The 19,906-nt window shown below is 72.2% G+C and carries 16 protein-coding genes; 12 read left to right on the forward strand and 4 right to left on the reverse strand.

Annotated elements, in window-relative coordinates:
• Positions 1–296: 296 nt before the first annotated feature.
• Positions 297–923 (reverse strand): TetR family transcriptional regulator, encoded by a 627-nt coding sequence (locus tag ACIO3R_RS38975; protein ID WP_402111854.1) that lies wholly within the window; start codon positions 921–923, stop codon positions 297–299.
• An 87-nt stretch (positions 924–1,010) separates the two neighbouring features.
• Here ACIO3R_RS38975 and ACIO3R_RS38980 point away from each other — a divergent pair, with 87 nt between their 5' ends.
• The 6 genes from ACIO3R_RS38980 to ACIO3R_RS39005 all read left to right on the forward strand — a co-directional run bounded on the left by ACIO3R_RS38980 (position 1,011) and on the right by ACIO3R_RS39005 (position 9,260).
• Complete coding sequence (locus ACIO3R_RS38980) at positions 1,011–1,187, forward strand: hypothetical protein (protein WP_385026552.1); 177 nt, start codon at positions 1,011–1,013, stop codon at positions 1,185–1,187.
• 62 nt (positions 1,188–1,249) lie between these two features.
• The gene (locus ACIO3R_RS38985) at positions 1,250–1,606 is read left to right on the forward strand and encodes a DUF4190 domain-containing protein (RefSeq protein ID WP_402111856.1); all 357 of its coding nucleotides are present in this window, start codon (positions 1,250–1,252) and stop codon (positions 1,604–1,606) included.
• Between the two features lie 142 nt (positions 1,607–1,748).
• A complete protein-coding gene (locus ACIO3R_RS38990) occupies positions 1,749–2,918 on the forward strand; it encodes a cysteine desulfurase family protein (protein ID WP_402111858.1) in 1,170 nt (389 codons plus the stop codon).
• Between the two features lie 320 nt (positions 2,919–3,238).
• Positions 3,239–4,267: a helix-turn-helix domain-containing protein gene (locus tag ACIO3R_RS38995; protein ID WP_402111860.1), complete on the forward strand. Its 1,029-nt coding sequence runs from the start codon at positions 3,239–3,241 to the stop codon at positions 4,265–4,267.
• 233 nt (positions 4,268–4,500) lie between these two features.
• Positions 4,501–7,890, forward strand: coding sequence for a S8 family peptidase (locus ACIO3R_RS39000; RefSeq protein ID WP_402111861.1), 3,390 nt, complete (start codon positions 4,501–4,503; stop codon positions 7,888–7,890).
• Between the two features lie 224 nt (positions 7,891–8,114).
• A complete protein-coding gene (locus ACIO3R_RS39005) occupies positions 8,115–9,260 on the forward strand; it encodes a PP2C family protein-serine/threonine phosphatase (RefSeq protein WP_402111862.1) in 1,146 nt (381 codons plus the stop codon).
• Positions 9,261–9,402: 142 nt separating this feature from the next.
• Here the strand turns inward: ACIO3R_RS39005 and ACIO3R_RS39010 are convergent, their stop codons facing one another.
• Positions 9,403–10,080, reverse strand: coding sequence for an N-acetylmuramoyl-L-alanine amidase (locus ACIO3R_RS39010; protein WP_402111863.1), 678 nt, complete (start codon positions 10,078–10,080; stop codon positions 9,403–9,405).
• A 61-nt stretch (positions 10,081–10,141) separates the two neighbouring features.
• Between ACIO3R_RS39010 and mnmA the strand changes: the two genes are divergently transcribed.
• Positions 10,142–11,272: a tRNA 2-thiouridine(34) synthase MnmA gene (gene mnmA, locus ACIO3R_RS39015; protein ID WP_402111866.1), complete on the forward strand. Its 1,131-nt coding sequence runs from the start codon at positions 10,142–10,144 to the stop codon at positions 11,270–11,272.
• Between the two features lie 81 nt (positions 11,273–11,353).
• On the opposite strand, the gene ACIO3R_RS39020 is transcribed toward mnmA, so the two are convergent.
• Both ACIO3R_RS39020 and ACIO3R_RS39025 read right to left on the reverse strand, forming a co-directional pair.
• Positions 11,354–12,154 (reverse strand): alpha/beta fold hydrolase, encoded by an 801-nt coding sequence (locus tag ACIO3R_RS39020; RefSeq protein ID WP_402111867.1) that lies wholly within the window; start codon positions 12,152–12,154, stop codon positions 11,354–11,356.
• A 120-nt stretch (positions 12,155–12,274) separates the two neighbouring features.
• Positions 12,275–12,610, reverse strand: a complete 336-nt coding sequence (locus tag ACIO3R_RS39025) for a DUF427 domain-containing protein (protein WP_385026424.1) — start codon at positions 12,608–12,610, stop codon at positions 12,275–12,277.
• Between the two features lie 77 nt (positions 12,611–12,687).
• On the opposite strand from ACIO3R_RS39025, the gene ACIO3R_RS39030 reads away from it, so the two are divergent.
• The 5 genes from ACIO3R_RS39030 (at position 12,688) to ACIO3R_RS39050 (ending at position 19,664) form a co-directional block, all read left to right on the forward strand.
• The gene (locus ACIO3R_RS39030) at positions 12,688–13,227 is read left to right on the forward strand and encodes a TIGR00730 family Rossman fold protein (protein ID WP_385026421.1); all 540 of its coding nucleotides are present in this window, start codon (positions 12,688–12,690) and stop codon (positions 13,225–13,227) included.
• A 38-nt stretch (positions 13,228–13,265) separates the two neighbouring features.
• The gene (locus ACIO3R_RS39035) at positions 13,266–13,955 is read left to right on the forward strand and encodes an SDR family oxidoreductase (RefSeq protein ID WP_385026418.1); all 690 of its coding nucleotides are present in this window, start codon (positions 13,266–13,268) and stop codon (positions 13,953–13,955) included.
• Between the two features lie 34 nt (positions 13,956–13,989).
• On the forward strand, positions 13,990–15,015 hold the full coding sequence (locus ACIO3R_RS39040) for a methionine synthase (RefSeq protein WP_385026415.1): 1,026 nt from the start codon (positions 13,990–13,992) through the stop codon (positions 15,013–15,015).
• Between the two features lie 30 nt (positions 15,016–15,045).
• Positions 15,046–17,265: an NAD-dependent DNA ligase LigA gene (ligA, locus tag ACIO3R_RS39045; protein WP_402111870.1), complete on the forward strand. Its 2,220-nt coding sequence runs from the start codon at positions 15,046–15,048 to the stop codon at positions 17,263–17,265.
• A 245-nt stretch (positions 17,266–17,510) separates the two neighbouring features.
• Positions 17,511–19,664, forward strand: coding sequence for a putative bifunctional diguanylate cyclase/phosphodiesterase (locus tag ACIO3R_RS39050; protein ID WP_402111872.1), 2,154 nt, complete (start codon positions 17,511–17,513; stop codon positions 19,662–19,664).
• Positions 19,665–19,906 lie beyond the last annotated feature (242 nt).

Below are 19,906 nucleotides of genomic sequence, written 5' to 3' on the forward strand. Positions count from 1 at the left end.
AGGCGAGTTGGTCACGAGTTTCGTCCGCGATGCGCATACCACAACAACGACAACCAGAACCGGAAGCAACACCTTGATTCCCGGCAAGCCCTAAGGGCTGTCCCGCAATTCCTGGCGGGCGCGCGACGACAGCTACGGCACCTCGCCGCGTTGTCGGAACATCCGCATACATCCAGTATGCGAACGTCCCTCCGCCTTGCGATGCACCGCATCTGACGCCGCGCGCTGATCCACCAGGAATTGCGGGACAGCCCTTAGGGACCGCCCGGGGGCCGGGGCGCTCGGGGCGCTCCGGGTCAGGGGGCGTCGTCCAGCCAGTGCAGCCGGCCGAGCGTGACCAGGCGCAGCCGGCGCCGGGCGATCTCGGCCACCGTCCGTCCGCCGTCCGGGCCCGCGTCCAGCATCGCCGACGCGGTGATCACCATGTGGTCGACGTAGAGGCCGCCCAGCATCAGCAGGTCCTCCTCGCTCCAGCCCCGCGACTCCGGCTCCCCGGCGAGCGCCGCCGCCACCTCCTCTGCGAACAGCCGGAGCTGGGCGGCGATGGCCTCGCGGACCGGGCCGACCCCGCCGTGCTGCTCACGGGCGATGAACCGGAAATGGGCGGGCTGCTCGCGGACATGGCGCGTTATCAGGCCGACACTGCGGTCCAGCCGGACCTCGGTGTCGCCGGTCTCGGCGAGGATCGCGCCGATCATTCCGTGCAGGCTGCCCAGCGTCTGCTCGACGAGGGCCACCCCGAGTCCGGCGATGTCGTCGAAGTGCCGGTAGAAGGCCGTGGGCGTGACACCGGCGGCGCGGGTCACCTCGCGCAGTCCCAGGCTGCTCAGGCTCTGGTGCTCCAGCAGTCCGAGAGCGGCGTCCAGCAGGGCCTGGCGCGTCTTCAGCTTCTGGGTCTGGCGGATGCCGGCGGTGTGACTCATGCCATTCAGTAAACAACTGTTCTCCGGGGCGGGGAAGAGGCGCACGGGTCTAGACTGACAAGTCAGTGAACACTCGTGCTCTCAACTGTGGAAAGGCTGACCATGATCGTCCTGGTCGTCGCCCTGCTCCTGCTGGGGATCGTGCTGGGCGCGGTGGCGCAGATCCCGCTGCCGCTGACCCTCGTCCTCGGCGCCCTGATCGGCTGCTGGCTGCTGGTCTTCGCCCTGCGCGAGCGGACGGGCGCGCAGCGCCGGTCCCGGTGACCGACGCCGCCCTCCGCCGTCCGGCCACCCCCGTCGCATCCCGCCACGAAGGAGTCCGCACCATGACGCTCACCACACTCACCCGCCGCTCCGGAACGGCGGACGCCGCCGCTCCGAGCGCCCCCGCCGACGCGCCGCGGGACGGCATCCGGCGCCCCGTGGGCCCCGGCTCCGTCCGCTCCACCCGGGACGCCGACGCCCTCGCCGTCGCCTCGTTCGTTCTCGGACTCGTCGGTCTGCTCGTGATGAACATCCTGCTGGGCCCGGCGGCCGTCGTCATGGCGGTCATCGCCCTGGCCCGCTCCACCGCCCGCCGCGGCCGCGCCCTGCTGGGACTCGCGCTCGGCATCGCCGACCTGGTGATCCTGGCCCTCCTCGTCACCGGGAACGGCGTCGTCGTCTGGAACTTCGGCGGCTGACGGGGCGCGATTCCCGCCGCTCTCCCCACCGGATCGGGCTCCGGACCGGGGCGGGTGAGAGGCACCTTCCGCGGTGCGCGGGTGCCGGAACGCCATGCGCCCGCCGTACGCCCCGCCGCAGGCTCGTAGAATCGAGCCCACCATGGCCTACCTCGACCACGCCGCGACCACGCCGATGCTTCCGGAAGCGATCGCGGCGATGACCGCCCAGCTCGCTGTCACCGGCAACGCGTCCTCCCTGCACGCCGCCGGGCGCCGGGCCCGCCGTACCGTCGAGGAGTCCAGAGAGACCCTCGCCGACGCCCTCGGCGCACGCCCCAGTGAGGTGGTCTTCACCTCCGGCGGCACCGAATCGGACAACCTCGCGGTGAAGGGCCTGTACTGGGCCCGCCGCGACGCCGACCCCCGCCGCACCAGGGTGCTGGCCAGTCCGGTCGAGCACCACGCGGTGCTCGACGCCGTGGACTGGCTCGCCGAGCACGAGGGCGCGACCGTCGAGTACCTCCCCGTCGACCGGTACGGGCGCGTCCACCCGGACGTGCTGCGCGAGGCGCTGGCCCGCGACCCCGACGACGTCGCGATGATCACCGTGATGTGGGCCAACAACGAGATCGGCACCGTCATGCCGATCCGGGAACTGGCCTCCGTCGCCCGCGAGTTCGACGTGCCCATGCATGCCGACGCGGTACAGGCCTTCGGGCAGCTGGAAGTGGACTTCGCCCGCTCCGGACTGGCCGCGATGACCGTCAGCGCGCACAAGATCGGCGGCCCGTTCGGCGTCGGCGCGCTGCTGCTCGGCCGCGAGTACACCCCCGTCCCCGTGCTGCACGGCGGCGGTCAGGAGCGCCACGTGCGCTCCGGCACCCTGGACGTACCCGGCGTCGCGGCGTTCGCCGTCGCGGGCCGGCTCGCCGCCGACGGGCGCGAGGACTTCGCCCGGGAGATCGGCGGCCTCCGCGACGAACTGGCCGCGGCCGTACTGGCGCGGGTCCCGGACGCCCTCCTCGGCGGCGACCCGGCCCCCGGTGGCCGGCTCCCGGCGAACGCGCACTTCACCTTCCCCGGCTGCGAGGGCGACTCGCTCCTGCTGCTGCTGGACGCCCAGGGCATCGAGTGCTCGACCGGCTCCGCCTGCACGGCCGGGATCGCCCAGCCCAGTCACGTCCTGCTCGCCACCGGTACCGACCCGGACCTGGCGCGCGGCACCCTGCGCTTCTCGCTCGGCCACACCACGACCAAGCAGGACATCGACGACGTGGCACGGGCGATCGGCCCGGCAGTGGAACGGGCACGCACGGCGGGCCTCAGCTAGGGCCTGTATTTGGTTGTCACGCGGAAGAAGGAGCGGGACCACCCCGCGCAGGGCCCCGTACCGATCGGTTGGCCGCCGGCGGGCTTGTCGGTGGGTTGGGCCTGAGGTGGGCGCCGGTCCTGGCGGCGTCGCTCATCGTGACGCGGATCGTCGAGCGCCGGAGCCGGGGCGAGGCAGGGGCGGGCAGTCCTCCTTCCGGTGGAACGGGCGCCGTCCGGGCCGGGGAAGCGAGGGATATGGTTCCGAGCGAGAGGAATCCGCTCGGTACGCGTCAACCGTGCCAGGGCCGGACACGGGCGCGCCGCCCGGGGAGGAGCCGGATGCTGCAGGCGCTGGGGCTGAGCCCGCCCGAGGACGCTGTCTACACGGCACTGCTGGCCCGGCCGTCCGCCTCCGCCCGAGAGGTCGCCCTCCAGGCCGGACTCGAAGAGGGCGAGAGCGACAGGGTCCTGCTCGACCTCGCCGCCCGGGGTCTGGTCGCTGTCGCCCGGGAGGCGGCGGTTCTCGGCCCGGACTCGGTCGACGGCGGGGCCGGACCGCGCTCCGCCCGCTACCGGCTCACGCCGCCGTCGGTGGCCCTGGCCCCAATTCTCGCCGAGCAGCGCAACGCCCTGCACCTGGCCGAGACCGCGTTCTCCAAGCTGAGCGAGCAGTACCGCACCACCGCCGCGCGCACGGCCGGCGGTGTCGTGGAGGTGGTCGTGGGTGTGGAGCAGGTCGCCCACCGGTTCCTCCAGCTCCAGCGGGGGGCGCAGCGGGAACTGCTCGTGTTCCTGGTCGGCGAGCCCACCGCCGTACCGCGCGAGGACACCGACACCTCGGAGAGTTCCGCGCTCGACCGGGGAGTCGACTTCCGGGTCGTGGCCGACAAGGACTACCTCACCGGTCACGAGGTGGTGCGGGACGTGCGGCAGGCCGTGGCGGCGGGCCTTGTGCTCCGGATGGCCGGATCGCTCCCGCTGAAGATGGTCATCTCGGACCGCGAACGTGCCATGGTGCCGCTGGACATGACGGAGTCCGGGGGCGAGCCGAGCGCGATCGTGGTTCATCCCAGCGGTCTGCTGACGGCCCTGGTCCATCTCTTCGAACGGGAGTGGGCCCAGGGGAGGCCGATGTTCACCCCCGGCACGGGGGTGCGCGAGGAGCCGGCGGGTGATCTGGTGCCGACCGGGGAGGAGCTGGAGGTTCTCGCCCTCCTGCTGGCCGGGTTCTCCGACCGGCGGGCCGCCTCCGAACTGGGGCTGTCCATCCGTACGGTGGAGCGACGGGTGCGGCGTCTGATGGATCTCTCCGGCGTGGAGTCGCGGCTCCAGCTGGCCTGGCACGCGGCACGCGTCGGCTGGGTCTGAGCCGGCCGGCCCCTCCGGGAGCCGAGGCGGTGGAACGGGGTGGGATGGCGCCCTCGGAGACGCCGACTTCCCTTCGTCGCAGGGAAGTTGCTTGCCGGACACTCCAGATATGACTGGATGTCGGACTTCCGCCACGTGGGTAACCCGCCATGCGCGGCCCCCCTGAGCGGCCCATATCCCTGCCAGGATGCAGCCGCAGCACGGCATGTTCATGGATTCGAGCAGGGAGAATCATGCATCCAATAGGGCGAATAGCCATGGGCGCGGCGACCGCCGCCGTCCTGGCGTTGACCACGGTCACGCCTTCCGGGGCGGCGGGTACACCCACCGACGGCGCCTCGGGGAAGAGACCCCTCGTCGGCAGCGGAACGGCGGCTTCCGGTGGCAGGCAGGTGACGGTCACCCTCGTCACCGGTGACAAGGTGCTGGTGACCACGGACCCGTCGGGCCGCAGCTCGGCAGCCGTCCTGCCGCGCAAGGACGGGTCGCAGCCGATCGTGCAGACCTACCAGCTGGGCAAGGACCTCTACGTCTACCCGGAGGACGCCTCGCAGGCGATCGCCGAGGGCAGGGTCGACGAGCAGCTGTTCAACGTCAGCGGGCTGATACGCCAGGGGTACGACGACGCCCACACCGGCGAGCTGCCCCTCATCGCCACGTACGAGAACCGGGTCGACGTCGCCGCCACCGCGCCGGCGGCCCCTCGTGGCGCCGAGCGGGTCCTGAGCCTCCCGGCGGTGAACGGCGTCGCGCTCAAGGCCGACAAGGACGGCGCCGCCGCCTTCTGGCAGGACGTCGGTGTCGCCCGTTCACGCGCGGCCGCTCCGTTGAAGAAGCTGTGGCTGGACGGCAAGGTCAAGGCCACGCTGGACCGTTCCACCAAGCAGGTGCACGCGCCGGAGGCCTGGGCCGAGGGCTACGACGGCAAGGGCACCAAGGTCGCCGTGCTGGACACAGGTGTGGACGCCGAGCACCCCGACCTGGTGAACCGGGTCGAGGCGGCGAAGAACTTCACGGACTCCGCCGACACCGCCGACCGGCAGGGCCACGGCACCCACACCGCCTCCACCGTCGGCGGTTCCGGAGCGGCCAGCGGCGGCCGCAAGAAGGGCGTCGCCCCCGGAACCGGCCTGCTCATCGGCAAGGTCCTCAACGACGGTGGCTCCGGGCTGAGTTCCTGGATCATCGCCGGCATGCAGTGGGCCGTCGACCAGAAGGCCGATGTCGTCTCCATGAGCCTGGGCAACTCCGAGATCGGTGACTGCGCCGACCCGCTGGCCCAGGCCGCGCAGCAGCTCTCGCAGAACACCCACAGCCTGTTCGTGATCGCCGCGGGCAACTTGGGCCCCGGCACCGAGACGGTCTCCTCGCCCGGCTGCGTGCCCGGCGTGCTGACCGTCGGCGCCGTCGACCGCGACGACACCACCGCCTCGTTCTCCAGCCGCGGTCCGGTGGCCGTCACCCACACCCTCAAGCCCGAGATCGCCGCACCCGGCGTCGACATCTCGGCGGCCGCGGCGGGCGGGCGTGGCGTCTACGCCTACCAGTCGATGTCGGGCACCTCCATGGCCACCCCGCACGTCGCGGGCGCGGCAGCGGTCGTCCGCCAGGCCCACCCGGACTGGACCGCGCAGCAGGTCAAGGCCGCGCTGGTCTCCTCCGCCCGCACCGGCGGCAAGGTCGCGGGCGCCGACCAGACCGGCGGCGGCGTCCTCGACGTGTACGCGGCAGTCCACCAGAAGGCGCTCTCGGCGCCCGCGGTCCAGGGCGGCAGCTACGACTGGCCGCAGCACGCATCGGACCGCGGCACCGTCGAGGTGCCCTTCACCAACACCGGCCGCCGCGACCTGACGCTGCGGCTGAAGGTCAGCGGTGTGCACGGCAACGACGGCAGCGGCATCACCTCCGGAATCATCAAGCCGGACGTGAACAAGGTGACGATTCCGGCCGGGGCCACCGCCCAGGTGCCGCTGCGGATCGACCCCGCCGCCCGTCTCAAGGCCTCCCAGTACGGTGCGGTCACGGGCCGGATCATGGCGTCCGGCAGCGGTACCCACATCTCCGTGCCGGTCACGCTCTACGTCCAGCCGGAGACGGTCACCCTCCGGGTCAAGGTCATCGACCGCAACGGCAAGCCCGCGACCGGCACTTCCTCCCTGGACGTCGCAAGCATCGACTCCGACGAGGGCGAGCGCCGCGCCAACGCGGGCGCGTCCGAGCAGATCTACCGTGTACGCCCGGGTGACTACGCCATCAGCAGCTTCGTGTCGACGTCCGACGCAAGCAACACGCCCGATTCGGTCAGCTACCTCGCCCACCCGCAGATGCGGATCACCAAGGACACCACCGTCGTCCTCGACGCCCGCAAGGCCCACCGGCAGAGCGTGCGCACCAACCGCCCCTCGATGCTGCGGGGCACCACGTTGAGCTACACCCGCACGTGGGACGACACCTGGCTGCTCAGCGGAACACTCACGGCCGGCGGCGCCGTGCAGAAGTTCTACGCGGACATCGACGGGCGCGCCCGGAAGGGCACCTTCGAGTTCCGGCCCACCTGGCGCGCGACCGGTTCCGAGGACGGTTCGTCGTACGTCTACAACGTGTCGTTCCCGACCGAGGGGCCGCTGCACTCCGCCCATGTCCACCAGCCGAACGACTCCCGGCTGGCCCAGGTCACCGAGACGTGGCATGCCATGGGCAAGGAGGCCGACTACACCGACGCGCTGTTCCTCCTTCCCTCCGGGAGCGGCGACACCCGGATTCCCGTGAGCCTGTTCCAGACGGTCCACGTGCCGGGTATCCGCACCGCCTACTACACGACCGGCGACGAGGCCTGGTCCCACGGCGCGATGACCAGCTTCCCGTTCGCCGCCTTCATGAGCGACCGGGACCGCACCTACAAGGCCGGGCAGCGGAGTGCCGAGGAGTGGTACGACGGCCCCCTGCGGCCGGGCGCGGCGCGCGACGTCGAAGGCAACCTGATGCTGGCCGCCGAGCGGCAGGGCAACCTGATGGGTATCCAGAACGCGCTCTGGGTCGACGGCTCCGGCGACCACTGGACCTACGGCGGGTCCTTCGGCGACCTCGGCAAGATGTCGCTGAAGCGCAACGGTGAGGAGATCGGCAGACTCGTCGATCCGTACGGCGTGTTCAAGGTGCCGGACGAGGACTCCGCCTACGAGCTCACCCAGACCCTGGGGAAGATCTACACGGGCGACCCCAACTGGCTGCGCTCCACCGCCGCCACCACCACCTGGAGCTTCCGCTCCCACCGGGAGCCGGACGTCTACTCCCGCGGACTGCCGATCCTCCACCCGGCGTACGACCTGCCGGTGGACGGCATGAACACCCTGCCCGCGCGCGGCGGCATCAAGATCGGCCTCTCGGCCGAGGGCCACGCCGCATACACCCCGGGCGCGATCACCGCGGCCTCGCTGTCCTACTCCTACGACGGCGGCACCACCTGGACCAAGGCGCCGACCCAGCAGCAGCGCGGCAAGTGGACGGCCGTCGTCGACCACACCGGCGCCACCGGTCAGCAGGTCATGCTGAAGGTCGCTCTCACCGACTCCCACCACAACGCGGTCACACAGACCATCACCCGCGCCTACGACGTGCGGTAACCGCACCACACCCCCGGCCGGGCGGCCCCCACGACAGGGGACCGCCCGGCCTTCCGCGTGCGGCCGCGGGAGCGGTCCGGGCGCCACCCGTCCGGACGCACTTCAGCGGGGCGGCGGCCAGCCTCCCTGCGAACCCCCGACGGGAATGGACGATCGATGCCCCGGGTCCGCTGCCGTGGGCGGCACGTGCACGCGCGACCACACCGCCGCTGGAGGATGCCCGCATGTTCCGTCCGCTGCGTGCAGCGATGTCCCCGGCGCAAGCTCCGACCGACCACGACGACACCACCGCCATCCGGACACCAGCCACCCGCGACGTCGTCCTGGCGACCTTGGCGACGACGGCCGTCGTGATCGTCCTCGGTCTGCTGACCGGGACCGCGGTGCTCCTTCTCGGGCTGCTGGTGTTCCTGCCGGCGTTCGCCGCCGCCCTGTGCAGCCCGCGCCAGACGGCGCTGGTCTCCGGCTGGGTGAGCCTCGTCGTCGTCGCGCCGGTGATCTTCCAGCCCGGGGAGCGGATCCTCAACCGGGTGATCCTGACGCTGTTCGCCGTCGGCTTCGGCGCGCTGGCCGTCTACGGCGCCCGGGTGCGCGTCACGCGTGAGGGCGCCCTGGTGCGGCTGCGGTCCACCGCCGCGGCGATGCAGAGGCAGATCCTGCGCCCGTTGCCGCTGCTCACCGACGACGTCCTGGTGGACGGCGTGTACGAGCCCTTGCAGGAGGACAAGCTGGTCGGGGGCGACATCTACGACGTGGCGGCCACTCCGTGGGGCACCCGGGTCCTCATCGGTGATGTCCAGGGGAAGGGGCTGGCCGCCATCGGGATGGCCATCGACGTGGTGGGGGCGTTCCGGGAAGCCGCCCACCGGGAGCCGACGGTGACCGCGCTCGTCGACGCGCTGGAAGCGGCGGTCGTCCGGCACAACGACTACGCCGGACGGCGCGGTGAGCCCGAACGGTTCGTCACCGCCCTCGTGCTGGGAGTGGACGCGCGGACCGACACCCAGGTCGTCGGCTGCGGCCACATCCCGCCCTACCTGCTCCACGAGGGGGCCGTCACCGCCCTCGGCGCAGGGGAGGAGCACGTACCGCTGGGCCTGGCCGATCTGGTCGACGAACCACGCACGGTGGCATGGTTCGCCTTCCCCGCCGGGGCCACGCTGCTGCTGTGCACCGACGGCCTGACCGAGGCCCGTTCGCGCGACGGCGCCTTCTACCCGCTGGAGGCGCGTCTCAGCGGCCGCGTCGACATCACCGCCGGCCGGCTGATCGGTTCACTCGTCGACGACGTGCGGAACTTCACCGCCGGAGTGCAACAGGATGACCTGGCGGTTCTCGCGGTACGCCGTGCCCCGCACCAGGCACGGTAACGACCGGCCCCCGTCGGCACGCCGTCGGCCGACGCGCTGCCCCGCACGCGCGATCCGCACGCCCACCCTCAACTCTCGGTGAGCCGCCCCGGCTGTCCCGGCGGTCAGGAGCCGTGTGAAGACGCGAGCCATCAGCTCCTGGCTAGGTCCTGGTCCCGCCCTCGGACGCCGCCCGGACCAGCTTCATGTACCGGTCCCAGTCCCAGTGCTTCCCCGGGTCCGTGTGATCGGCGCCCGGCACCTCCACGTGCCCGATGATGTGCTTGCGGTCCACCGGGATCCCGTACCGCCCGCATATCGCCGCGGTCAGCCGGGCGGACGCCCCGTACATCGCCGCCGTGAAGTCCTGCGGGCGGTCCACGAAGCCCTCGTGCTCGATGCCCACACTGCGTTCGTTGTACGAGCGGTTCCCCGCGTGGAACGCCACGTCCAGCTCGCGGATCATCTGCGCCACATGGCCGTCCTTGCGCACCACGTAGTGCGCCGCCGCACCGTGCCCCGGGTCCTGGAAGACCTTGACCGCGCTCTGGAAACTGCCCTGGGTGACATGGATGACGACCCGGTCGATGCCGTAGTCGTCGGGGCGGTCCGCCCGCCGCCAGTTCGACGGGGACGCCGCCGTCCACTCGGCCCGCGCGTAGTCCACCGCCCCCGGCGTCCGGGGCTTCTCCACCCCCGGCAGCCGCCACCAGGCACGTTTCAGCCGGTCCCGGGCCAGCGCCGCCGTGCCGACCGCGGTGACGGCACCGCCGATCAGCACCGACCGCCGGCTGATGCCGGCGCCGGATCCCTCGGCGCCCGTCGTGCCCTTGGTCCCCATGTGATCGACAACGCATATCCATGAGCGTTCGGTTCCCGCGGCCCCGTACCCTGGTGGAGCTATGACTCAGACTTCCCAGCGCCCCCTCCGTGTCCTCGCCGCCATGTCGGGCGGTGTCGACTCCGCCGTCGCCGCCGCTCGCGCCGCCGAGGCGGGACACGACGTGACCGGTGTGCACCTCGCCCTCTCCGCGAACCCGCAGTCCTTCCGGACCGGAGCCCGAGGCTGTTGCACGATCGAGGACTCCCGCGACGCCCGCCGCGCCGCGGACGTCATCGGTATCCCCTTCTACGTCTGGGACCTGGCGGAACGCTTCCGCGAGGACGTCGTGGAGGACTTCGTCGCGGAGTACGAGGCCGGCCGCACACCCAACCCGTGCCTGCGCTGCAACGAGAAGATCAAGTTCGCGGCACTGCTCGACAAGGCCCTCGCCCTGGGCTTCGACGCGGTCTGCACCGGCCACTACGCCACCGTGGTCCTGGCCGACGACGGCACCCGTGAGCTGCACCGCGCCTCCGACATGGCCAAGGACCAGAGCTATGTGCTGGGCGTCCTGGACGAGCGCCAGCTCGCCCACGCCATGTTCCCGCTCGGCGACACCCTCACCACCAAGGACGAGATCCGCGCCGAGGCCGAGCGCCGGGGCCTGGCCGTCGCGAAGAAGCCCGACAGCCACGACATCTGCTTCATCGCCGACGGCGACACCCAGGGCTTCCTCGCCGACCGCCTCGGCGGCACGGCGCAGGGCGACATCCTCGACGAGTCCGGCGCCAAGCTCGGCACCCACGAGGGCGCCTTCGGCTTCACCATCGGCCAGCGCAAGGGCCTGCGCATCGGCCACCCCGCGGCCGACGGCAAGCCGCGCTACGTCCTGGACATCTCCCCGGTGAACAACACGGTCACCGTCGGCCCCGTCGAGGCCCTGGACGTCACCGCGCTGACCGCGATCAAGCCCCGCTGGTGCGGCACCCCGCCGGCCGGCACGGGCACGTACACCGCCCAGCTGCGCGCCCACGGCGGTGAGACCGAGGTGACGGCCGAACTGCTCGACGGGACCCTCAGCGTCTCCTTCACCGAGCCGGTACGGGGCGTGGCCCCGGGCCAGGCGGTCGTGCTGTACGACGGCACCCGGGTCGTCGGCTCCGCGACGATCGCGACGACGGTGCGCCGCGAGACCGCCGCCGCGGGCTGAACCGCCGCACCGCTCGTACCCCGCGCGGAAACGCCCGACCCCTGTACGGGCGTGGCCGCGCGGAGCGCTTTCGTGCCCCCCTCAGGACGCCTGGCCCACGTGCACGTTCCGGGTGAAGAACTCCTCCAGTACCGGAGCGACCACCTGCGGCGCCAGCTCCTGGGTCTGGCCCGTCAGCGTGCGGTGGCGGCCCCGGGGGAGGGCGTCCGCCAGTAACCGGGTCGCCGCCCGTGCCGAGGCCGGGCCGAAACCGCCGCTGAGCACCAGGGTCCGCGCCCGCACGGAGCCGAACCGCTCGGCCGGCACCGAGCCGTCACCGAGCAGCGCGTCGTCGTAGGCGAGGGTGTGCGCCACGGACACCAGGCTCCGCCACAGCGGCGCACTCCGCATCCTGGCGATCAGATCGGCCGGTACACCCGTCACGGACAGGAACAGCTCCACCGCCCCGTCCCGGTCCCCGGCGGACAGCAGCCGGTGCAGCCGGGCCGTACACCCCGCCCTGAAGCGCAGACCGGCGGCGCCGGGGGTGTACGGCGGCTCGTGGACCGCGAGCAGGTCCACGGGGAGCCCGGCGGCCTGCGCCTCCAGGGCCAGCGCGCCGCCGCTCCCGACGCCGAACACCGAGGGGCGGCCGCCCACCGTCTCCGCGACCGCGGTCAGGTCCTCGATCTCGCGCCCCACCGCGTAGGGAGCGCTGTCACCGCTGTCGCCCCGGCCGCGCCTGTCGTACGTGACGACCTGGAAGCGCGGCGCCAGCAGACGGGCCAGCGGAGCCTCGGTCGCGGCCGTCCCGAGTGCCCCGCCCACCAGGATCACCGGCGGTCCTTCACCTCGGCACCGGTACGCGATCAGGGTGCCGTCGCGGGAGAGAGTCTTGTCCATGTGAAGGTGGACTGCGGGGCACCCGGAAACTCATCGCCCGGCGCGAAGAAGTTTTGGATTTTCTCGTCTCCGCAGCTCAGGGCGGTGCGTGACGGCCGCTCAACTGCTCCCGGCCGATGGTCAGGACGCGACGGCCTCGGCGTCGTAGAAGCAGAAGTGGTCCTTGATCGCGGCGACTTCCTCCTTCGGCTCCGGGTACGCCCAGACCAGATCCGCCGCGTCCGGCAGCGACCAGTAGGAGGCGTCCCCCTTGAACGGGCAGTGGGTGCGGGTGTCCGACGCCGTCAGCAGCTCGGTCCTGACGTCCTCGGGAGGCAGGTAGTACCGGACCGGACAGCCGGTCTCGCGCAGGACGAGCGGGCGCCGGCTCTCGGCGAGCAGCACGCCCTCGCGGACCACACGCACATGCTCGGTGCCGGGCTCGACGGTGATGAGATGTCCTCGGGTGGCAGTCATGTCCTTCTCAGCGGTACAGCGCGCGCGTTTCTTCCCCGGCGGCACGGCTGTCGGTGGCGGGTTCTACCGTGGAGGCCATGAAGATCTGCGTATTCCTCTCCGCCGCCGACCTCGACGAGCGCTACACCCGGCCCGCCCGCGAATTCGCCGAACTGCTCGGCCGAGGCGGGCACACCCTGGTCTGGGGCGGTTCGGAGAGCGGGCTGATGAAGGTCGTGGCCGACGGCGTGCAGGAGTCGGGCGGGAAGCTGGTCGGGGTGTCGGTGGACTTCCTGGCGGCGAAGGCGCGTACCAACGCCGACGAGATGGTGATCGCCCGCGACCTCGCCGAGCGCAAGGCGCTCCTCCTGGAGAAGGCCGACGCCGTCGTGATCATGGTGGGGGGCACCGGCACGCTCGACGAGGCCACCGAGATCCTGGAGCTGAAGAAGCACGGCAAGCACACCAAGCCGGTCGTGCTGCTCAACACGGCGGGCTTCTACGACGGCCTGCGCCAGCAGTTCCAGCGCATGGAGGACGAGGGCTTCCTGCCGCTCCCGCTGACCGAGCTGGTGTTCTTCGCGAAGGACGGGGTGGGCGCCCTCGCCTACCTGGAGGAGTGGTCCGGCCTGCAGTGACGTGCCGGCGCCGGGGTGGCGGGTGCGACGATGGGGGCATGTCCACTCACCTCATCACCGGTGCCGGTTCCGGCATCGGCGCAGCCGTCGCCCGCCGTCTCACCGCGCGCGGGGACGATCTCGTACTCCTGGCCCGTGACGCGGGCCGCGCCAAGGAGCTCGCCGCGCTGCACCCCGGCGCCCGCACGATCGTCGGCGACCTCTCCAACCCGGACCGGCTCTCCTGGGCCTTCGCCCAGCAGCCGATGCCGGAGCGGCTCGACTCGCTGATGCACATCGCGGGCGTCGTCGAGCTCGGCCGGGTCGGCGAGCTCACGCCCAAGGCCTGGCACCTCCAGCTCAACGCCAACCTCGTCGCCCCGGCCGAGCTGACCCGGCTGTTCCTGCCGCAGCTGCGCGTCGCCCAGGGACACGTCCTCTTCGTCAACTCCGGCGCCGGGCTCGCCGCCCACGCCGAGTGGAGCGCCTACGCGGCGAGCAAGCACGGGCTGAAGGCACTGGCCGACTCGCTGCGCCACGAGGAGCACGGCAACGGGGTCCGGGTGACCTCCGTCTACCCCGGGCGCACCGCGAGCCCCATGCAGGCCAAGGTCCACCAGCAGGAGGGCAAGGAGTACGACGCCGAGCGCTGGATCGACCCGGAGTCCGTCGCCACCACGATCCTGATGGCGATCGACCTGCCGCGCGACGCCGAGGTCAACGACCTCACGGTCCGCCCCGGCCGCTGACGGCACGGGCGGAGAACCGCCGTAGGCTTCCCGCGTGAGCGAGAAGAGCAAGTTCAGCGGGTGCCCGGCCACCGGAATCGGTTCGATGCCCGGAGGGGACGCACGGGAGGCGGCGAAGACCGTCACCGGCTCCTTCGCGGACGGCCAGGGCGTGCCGTACCTGGCGGAACTGCCCGCACGCGGACCGGGCGCGGACATGATCGGGCGGACCATCGGGCTGCTCGTCGAGATGTACGGACACGTCGAGCCGAGCGGCTGGCGGATCAGCGACCGGCCGGGCCGCGACACCCGCCGGGCCCGTTCCTGGCTCGGCGAGGACCTCGACGCGCTGGAGGAGTTCACCCAGGGCTACGAGGGCCCGCTCAAGGTGCAGGCCGTCGGGCCCTGGACGCTGGCCGCCGCGCTGGAGCGCCGGGGCGGCGAGGCGGTGCTCGGCGACCCGGGTGCCTGCCGCGACCTGGCGGACTCGCTGGCGGAGGGGCTGCGCAACCACCTCGCCGAGGTGCGGCGGCGGATGCCCGGCGCCCGGGTGATCCTCCAGCTCGACGAACCGTCCCTGACCGGGGTCCTCCTCGGGCGGGTCAGGACGGCGAGCGGCTACCGCACCTACCGGGCGGTCGACCGCCAGCTCGTCGAGTCCACCCTGCGCGAGGTGCTGGGCGCGGTGGGCGAGGACGCCTCGGTCGTCCACACCTGCGCGCCCGAGGTGCCGTTCGCGCTGCTGCGCCGGGCCGGGGCGGACGGCATCTCGTTCGACTTCTCCCTGCTCACCGAGCGTGAGGAGGAGGCGATCGGGGAAGCCGTCGAGGGCGGGACCCAGTTGTTCCTCGGGGTGGTACCGGGTACCGACCCGGCCTCGGGCGGATTGTCGGACCCGGGCGGTAGCGTCATGGGTGTCAGGACGCTGTGGCGCAGGCTGGGGCTGAATCCGGGGACTCTGACCGAGTCCGTGGTCATCACGCCCTCGTGCGGCCTCGCGGGTGCGTCGCCCGCGTACGCACGGGCCGCGCTCGCCCACTGCGGCCGGGCCGCGAGATCGCTCGCAGACAACCCTGAGTAACGGGGCACTGGGTAACGGGAGGACGGGACGATGGCCGGCGAAGAGCAGACGGCAGTGCCAGCGGAGGCACGGGAGCGGCACGCGCTCCTCGCCGAGCAGATCGAGGAGCACCGCTTCCGCTATTACGTGAACGACCAGCCGGTCGTCAGCGACGCCGAGTTCGACCGGCTGATGCGTGAGCTGGAGGGCCTGGAGGACACGTATCCGCAGTTGCGCACGCCCGACTCGCCGTCGCAGAAGGTCGCGGGGCCCTACCGGACGGAATTCACCTCCGTCGAGCACCGCGAGCGGATGCTGTCCCTGGACAACGCCTTCGACGACGACGAACTGGCCACCTGGGGCGAGCGGGTCGCCCGGGACGTCGGCGCCACCGGCTACCACTTCCTGTGCGAGCTCAAGATCGACGGCCTCGCGGTCAACCTCACCTACGAGAACGGCCTGCTGACCCGGGCCGCCACCCGCGGCGACGGCCGCACCGGCGAGGACATCACGCCCAATGTCCGCACGATCGCGGAGATCCCGCACCGGCTGAAGGGCGACCGCATCCCGGCGCTCGTCGAGATCCGCGGCGAGGTCTTCTTCCCGATGGAGGGATTCGAGGCGCTCAACGCCCGGCTGGTGGAGGCGGACGACAAGCCCTTCGCCAACCCGCGGAACGCGGCGGCCGGTTCACTGCGCCAGAAGGACCCCAAGGTCACCGCCGGCCGGCCGCTGCACATGGTGGTGCACGGCATCGGGGCCCGTGAGGGCTTCGACATCGACTGCCTCTCGCACGCCTACGAGCTGCTGCACGAGTGGGGACTGCCCACCGCCAAGTACAACAAGGTGGTGGATTCCCTGGACGGGGTACGTGAGTTCATCGCCTACTTCGGTGAGCACCGGCACTCGGTGGAGCACGAGATCGACGGTGTCGTCGTCAAGCTCGACGAGATCCCCCTCCAGGGCCGGCTCGGCTCGACCTCACGCGCACCGCGCTGGGCGATCGCCTGGAAGTACGCGCCGGAGGAGGTCAACACCAAGCTCCTCAACATCCGGGTCGGTGTCGGCCGCACCGGCCGCGTCACCCCGTACGCCCAGGTGGAACCCGTCGAAGTCGCCGGGTCCGAGGTCGAGTTCGCCACGCTGCACAACCAGAACGTGGTCCGGGCGAAGGGCGTCCTGATCGGCGACACGGTGGTGCTCCGCAAGGCCGGCGACGTGATTCCGGAGATCCTCGGCCCGGTCGTCGACCTCAGGGACGGCACGGAGCAGGCGTTCGTCATGCCCACCGAGTGCCCCGAGTGCGGGACGGAGCTGCGGCCCATGAAGGAGGCCGACATCGACGTCCGGTGTCCCAACGCCCGCACCTGCCCCGCGCAACTGCGGGAGCGCGTCGCCTATCTGGCGGGCCGCAAGTGCCTGGACATCGACCACTTCGGCTATGTCGCGGCCGCCGCCCTGACCCGTCCGCTGGAACCCGCGGATCCGCCGCTGCACGACGAGGGCGACCTGTTCGGGCTGACCGTCGACCAGCTGCTGCCCATCCGGGCCTATGTCCTCGACATGGACAGCGGACTGCCCAAGCGCGACCCGAAGACCGGGGAGGAGAAGACCGCGCTGGTCTTCGCCAACCAGCAGGGCGAACCGAAGAAGAACGCCGTCGCGATGCTGGACGCCATCGCCCAGGCGAAGGAAGCGCCGCTGGCCCGGATCCTCACCGGGCTCTCGATCCGCCATGTCGGTCCCGTCGCCGCGCAGGAGCTGGCCCGTCAGTTCCGGTCCATCGACCGGATCGACGAGGCCACCGAGCAGGAGCTGTCCGACGCCGACGGGGTCGGACCGATCATCGCGGCCTCGGTCAAGGCGTGGTTCGCCGAGGAGTGGCACCGGGAGATCCTGCGCAAGTGGCGGGAGGCCGGGGTCCGGATGGAGGACGAGGGGGCCGGTGAGGAGGAGGGGCCCAGGCCCCTCGAAGGACTCACCGTCGTCGTCACCGGCACGCTGGCCTCGCACACCAGGGATGGCGCGAAAGAAGCCCTCCAGAGCCGCGGAGCGAAGGTGACGGGTTCCGTTTCGAAGAAGACCTCCTTCGTGGTCGTCGGCGACAACCCCGGTTCGAAGTACGACAAGGCCATGCAGCTGAAGGTGCCTGTGCTGAACGAGGACGGCTTCGCCGTGCTGCTCGCCGACGGGCCCGACGCGGCGCGCGAGGCGGCGGTGCCCGCCGGGGACGAGACGCGGGACGGGGCCGGCGAGGGGGGCGGGGAGTAGAGCCCCCCGAGGGGCGGGGAGTCGTGGGTGTACGCCCCGGATTCACCCGGTCGGCGCATACCAGACGCTGACGGGCGGTCGGTTCGCATTCGGGCAAGAGATGTAGACGGCTGCCCCTGGAAGCCCTCTGCGGCCTACTGTTGAGGGATGCGCCCGCGGCGCCCGGCCACCGGGTGTGCCGGGCGTGGTCGCAGGGAACGGAACCATCGGGTGACATCGGCACCGCCGGCTGTGAGAGGGACGGAATGAAACCGACCGAGAACGCCGCACCGGTGTCGCGGCTGCAGGGTTTCGCCGGACTCACGCCCAAGGTGGGCGCAGCCGTCGTGGCCCTCGCCACCGTCCAGCTCGCGACCGGTTTCTACTGGACCGTGAGCGGTGGGCACGCGCTCTTCCCGGACGGCAGGGCCGGCTGGTCGCTCGCCGTGCTCACCGGGATCGTCGTCGGTCATCTGGTGGCGCTCGGCCGCGACCGCTGGTGGGGCGGCACCGGTTCCGGGGCCGCCCTCACGCTCGCCGTGCTGCTGCTCTACGGCTGGGTGCCCGCCGGCCTGGTCAGCCTGGTCGTGGTCGTACTCGTCGGGATGGCCCGCAGGCACCGCTGGTGGCAGGGGCTGCTGCACGGGGCGGTGGACATCCTGGGCGTGGGCGCGGCGGCGCTGGTCATGGCCGCGTTCGGTGAGGTGCAGACCGTCGAGTCGCCCTGGCAGCCACTCGACTGGGGTATCGACGTCGTCCCGGAAGTCCTCCTCGCCGCCTCCACCTACCTGCTCGTCACCCGGGTGCTGCTCTGGTACGCCCGGTCCCCCCAGGGCGGCGGGCTGCCGACCGTCGCCCGCACCGCACTGCTGCGGCAGGGCCTCGTCGCCGTCGCCCTGCTCGGCATCGCACCGCTGATCTGCGTCGTCGCCATGGCCATGCCGGTACTGCTGCCCCTCTTCGCGGTCCCGCTGATCGCGCTCGACTCCACGCTCTGGATCGCCCGCGCCAGGGCCGAGGAGCAGCTGCGGGACCCGCTGACCGGACTCCCGAACCGCCAGTGGCTGCTGGAACGCACCTGGACGGCCCTGGAGGAGGCCGAGAGCGTCGGCACCCGGGCCGGCCTGGTCCTGATCGACCTCGACCGCTTCCGGGCGGTCAACGACACCCTGGGCCATCTGGCGGGGGACCGGCTGCTGCTGCAGATAGCGGAACGCCTGCGCCTCGCCCTGCCGCGCGGGGCGGAGGCGGCCAGGCTCGGCGGCGACGAGTTCGCCGTCCTGCTGCCGGCCGCGGACTCCGCCACCAGCGCCCAGCGGATCGCCCGCCACCTGGTCGCGGAGCTCTCCTCCCCGCTCGACCTCGACGGGCTCACCCTGGTACTGGAGGCCAGCGCGGGCGTCTCCGTCTACCCCGACCACGCGCTGGACGCCGAGGGCCTGCTGCGCCGCGCGGACGTGGCGATGTACCAGGCCAAGCGCGACCGCACGGGCGTCGAGGTGTACGAGTCGAAGCGCGACAGCAACACCCCGGACCGGCTCGGGCTCCTCGGAGACCTGCGGCGCGCGCTGGACGCCGGCGAGGTCGAGCTCCACTACCAGCCGAAGGTCCGCTTCGACGGACAGGTGGCCGGTCTCGAAGCCCTGGTCCGCTGGGTGCACCCGGAGCGGGGGCGGGTCCCCCCGGACGAGTTCATCGCCATCGCCGAGTCGTCCGGGCTGATGCCGCACCTCACCGAGTACGTACTGGAGACGGCGCTCGCCCAGGTCGCGAGATGGCGGGCGCAGGGGCTGTTCGTCCCGGTCGCGGTCAACGTCTCCCCGCGCGACGTGCACACCCCGGGGTTCGCGGGCGGCGTCGCGGCCCGGCTGGCCCGGCACGGCGTTCCGGCCGGCGCCCTCCAGCTGGAGATAACGGAACACGTACTGCTGGAGGACCCGCAGCGGGCCGCGGACACCCTTGCAGGGCTCACCGGGCACGGCGTGAAGATGTCCCTGGACGATTTCGGTACCGGGTACTCCTCCCTCGTCCACCTGCGCCGGCTGCCGGTCAGCGAGCTCAAGATCGACCGCTCCTTCGTGGCCCGGCTCGCCATCGACCACGAGGACGCGGAGATCGTCCGCTGCACGATCGACCTGGCGCACTCGCTCGGCCTGCTGGTCGTCGCCGAGGGCGTGGAGGACGACGAGACCTGGGAGCGGCTGCGGGACCTGCACTGCGACGCGGTCCAGGGCTGGCTGGTGGCCGCCGCGATGCCGCCCCAGGAGACGACCGCGTGGCTGCGGGCGCGGGGCGAGCACGGGTGGCGGCGGCCCGCGGAGCTGGCGGCCGCCGCTGCGGCCGCGGCGGCGGCGGCGACGCCCGAGCTGGAGCAGCGCCCCTCAGGGCGGCCGGTCGACTCGCGGCCCGCGACGTCGTAGGACGGGGGCGCGGGCCCGCGGCGAGGTGACCGGAGACCGCTCCGCCGAGCAGCCCTTCCACGGGTGGCCGTGGCCGGTACGGGCGACCCCATAGGATTGGGGGCCGGCGGCACATTTCCACCTGCCGCGCGATGTCTGGCACGCACGCTCGCCGTGTTGCCGAATCGTCCACGTGGCTCCGCCACGAGGGCGCTCCGGCGCCTTGCGATCGCACGCACCGGACGCCGCGCGGCCCGTCCTTC

This window comes from Streptomyces sp. NPDC087428 (assembly GCF_044744085.1).
Classification (GTDB): Bacteria; Actinomycetota; Actinomycetes; order Streptomycetales; family Streptomycetaceae; genus Streptomyces.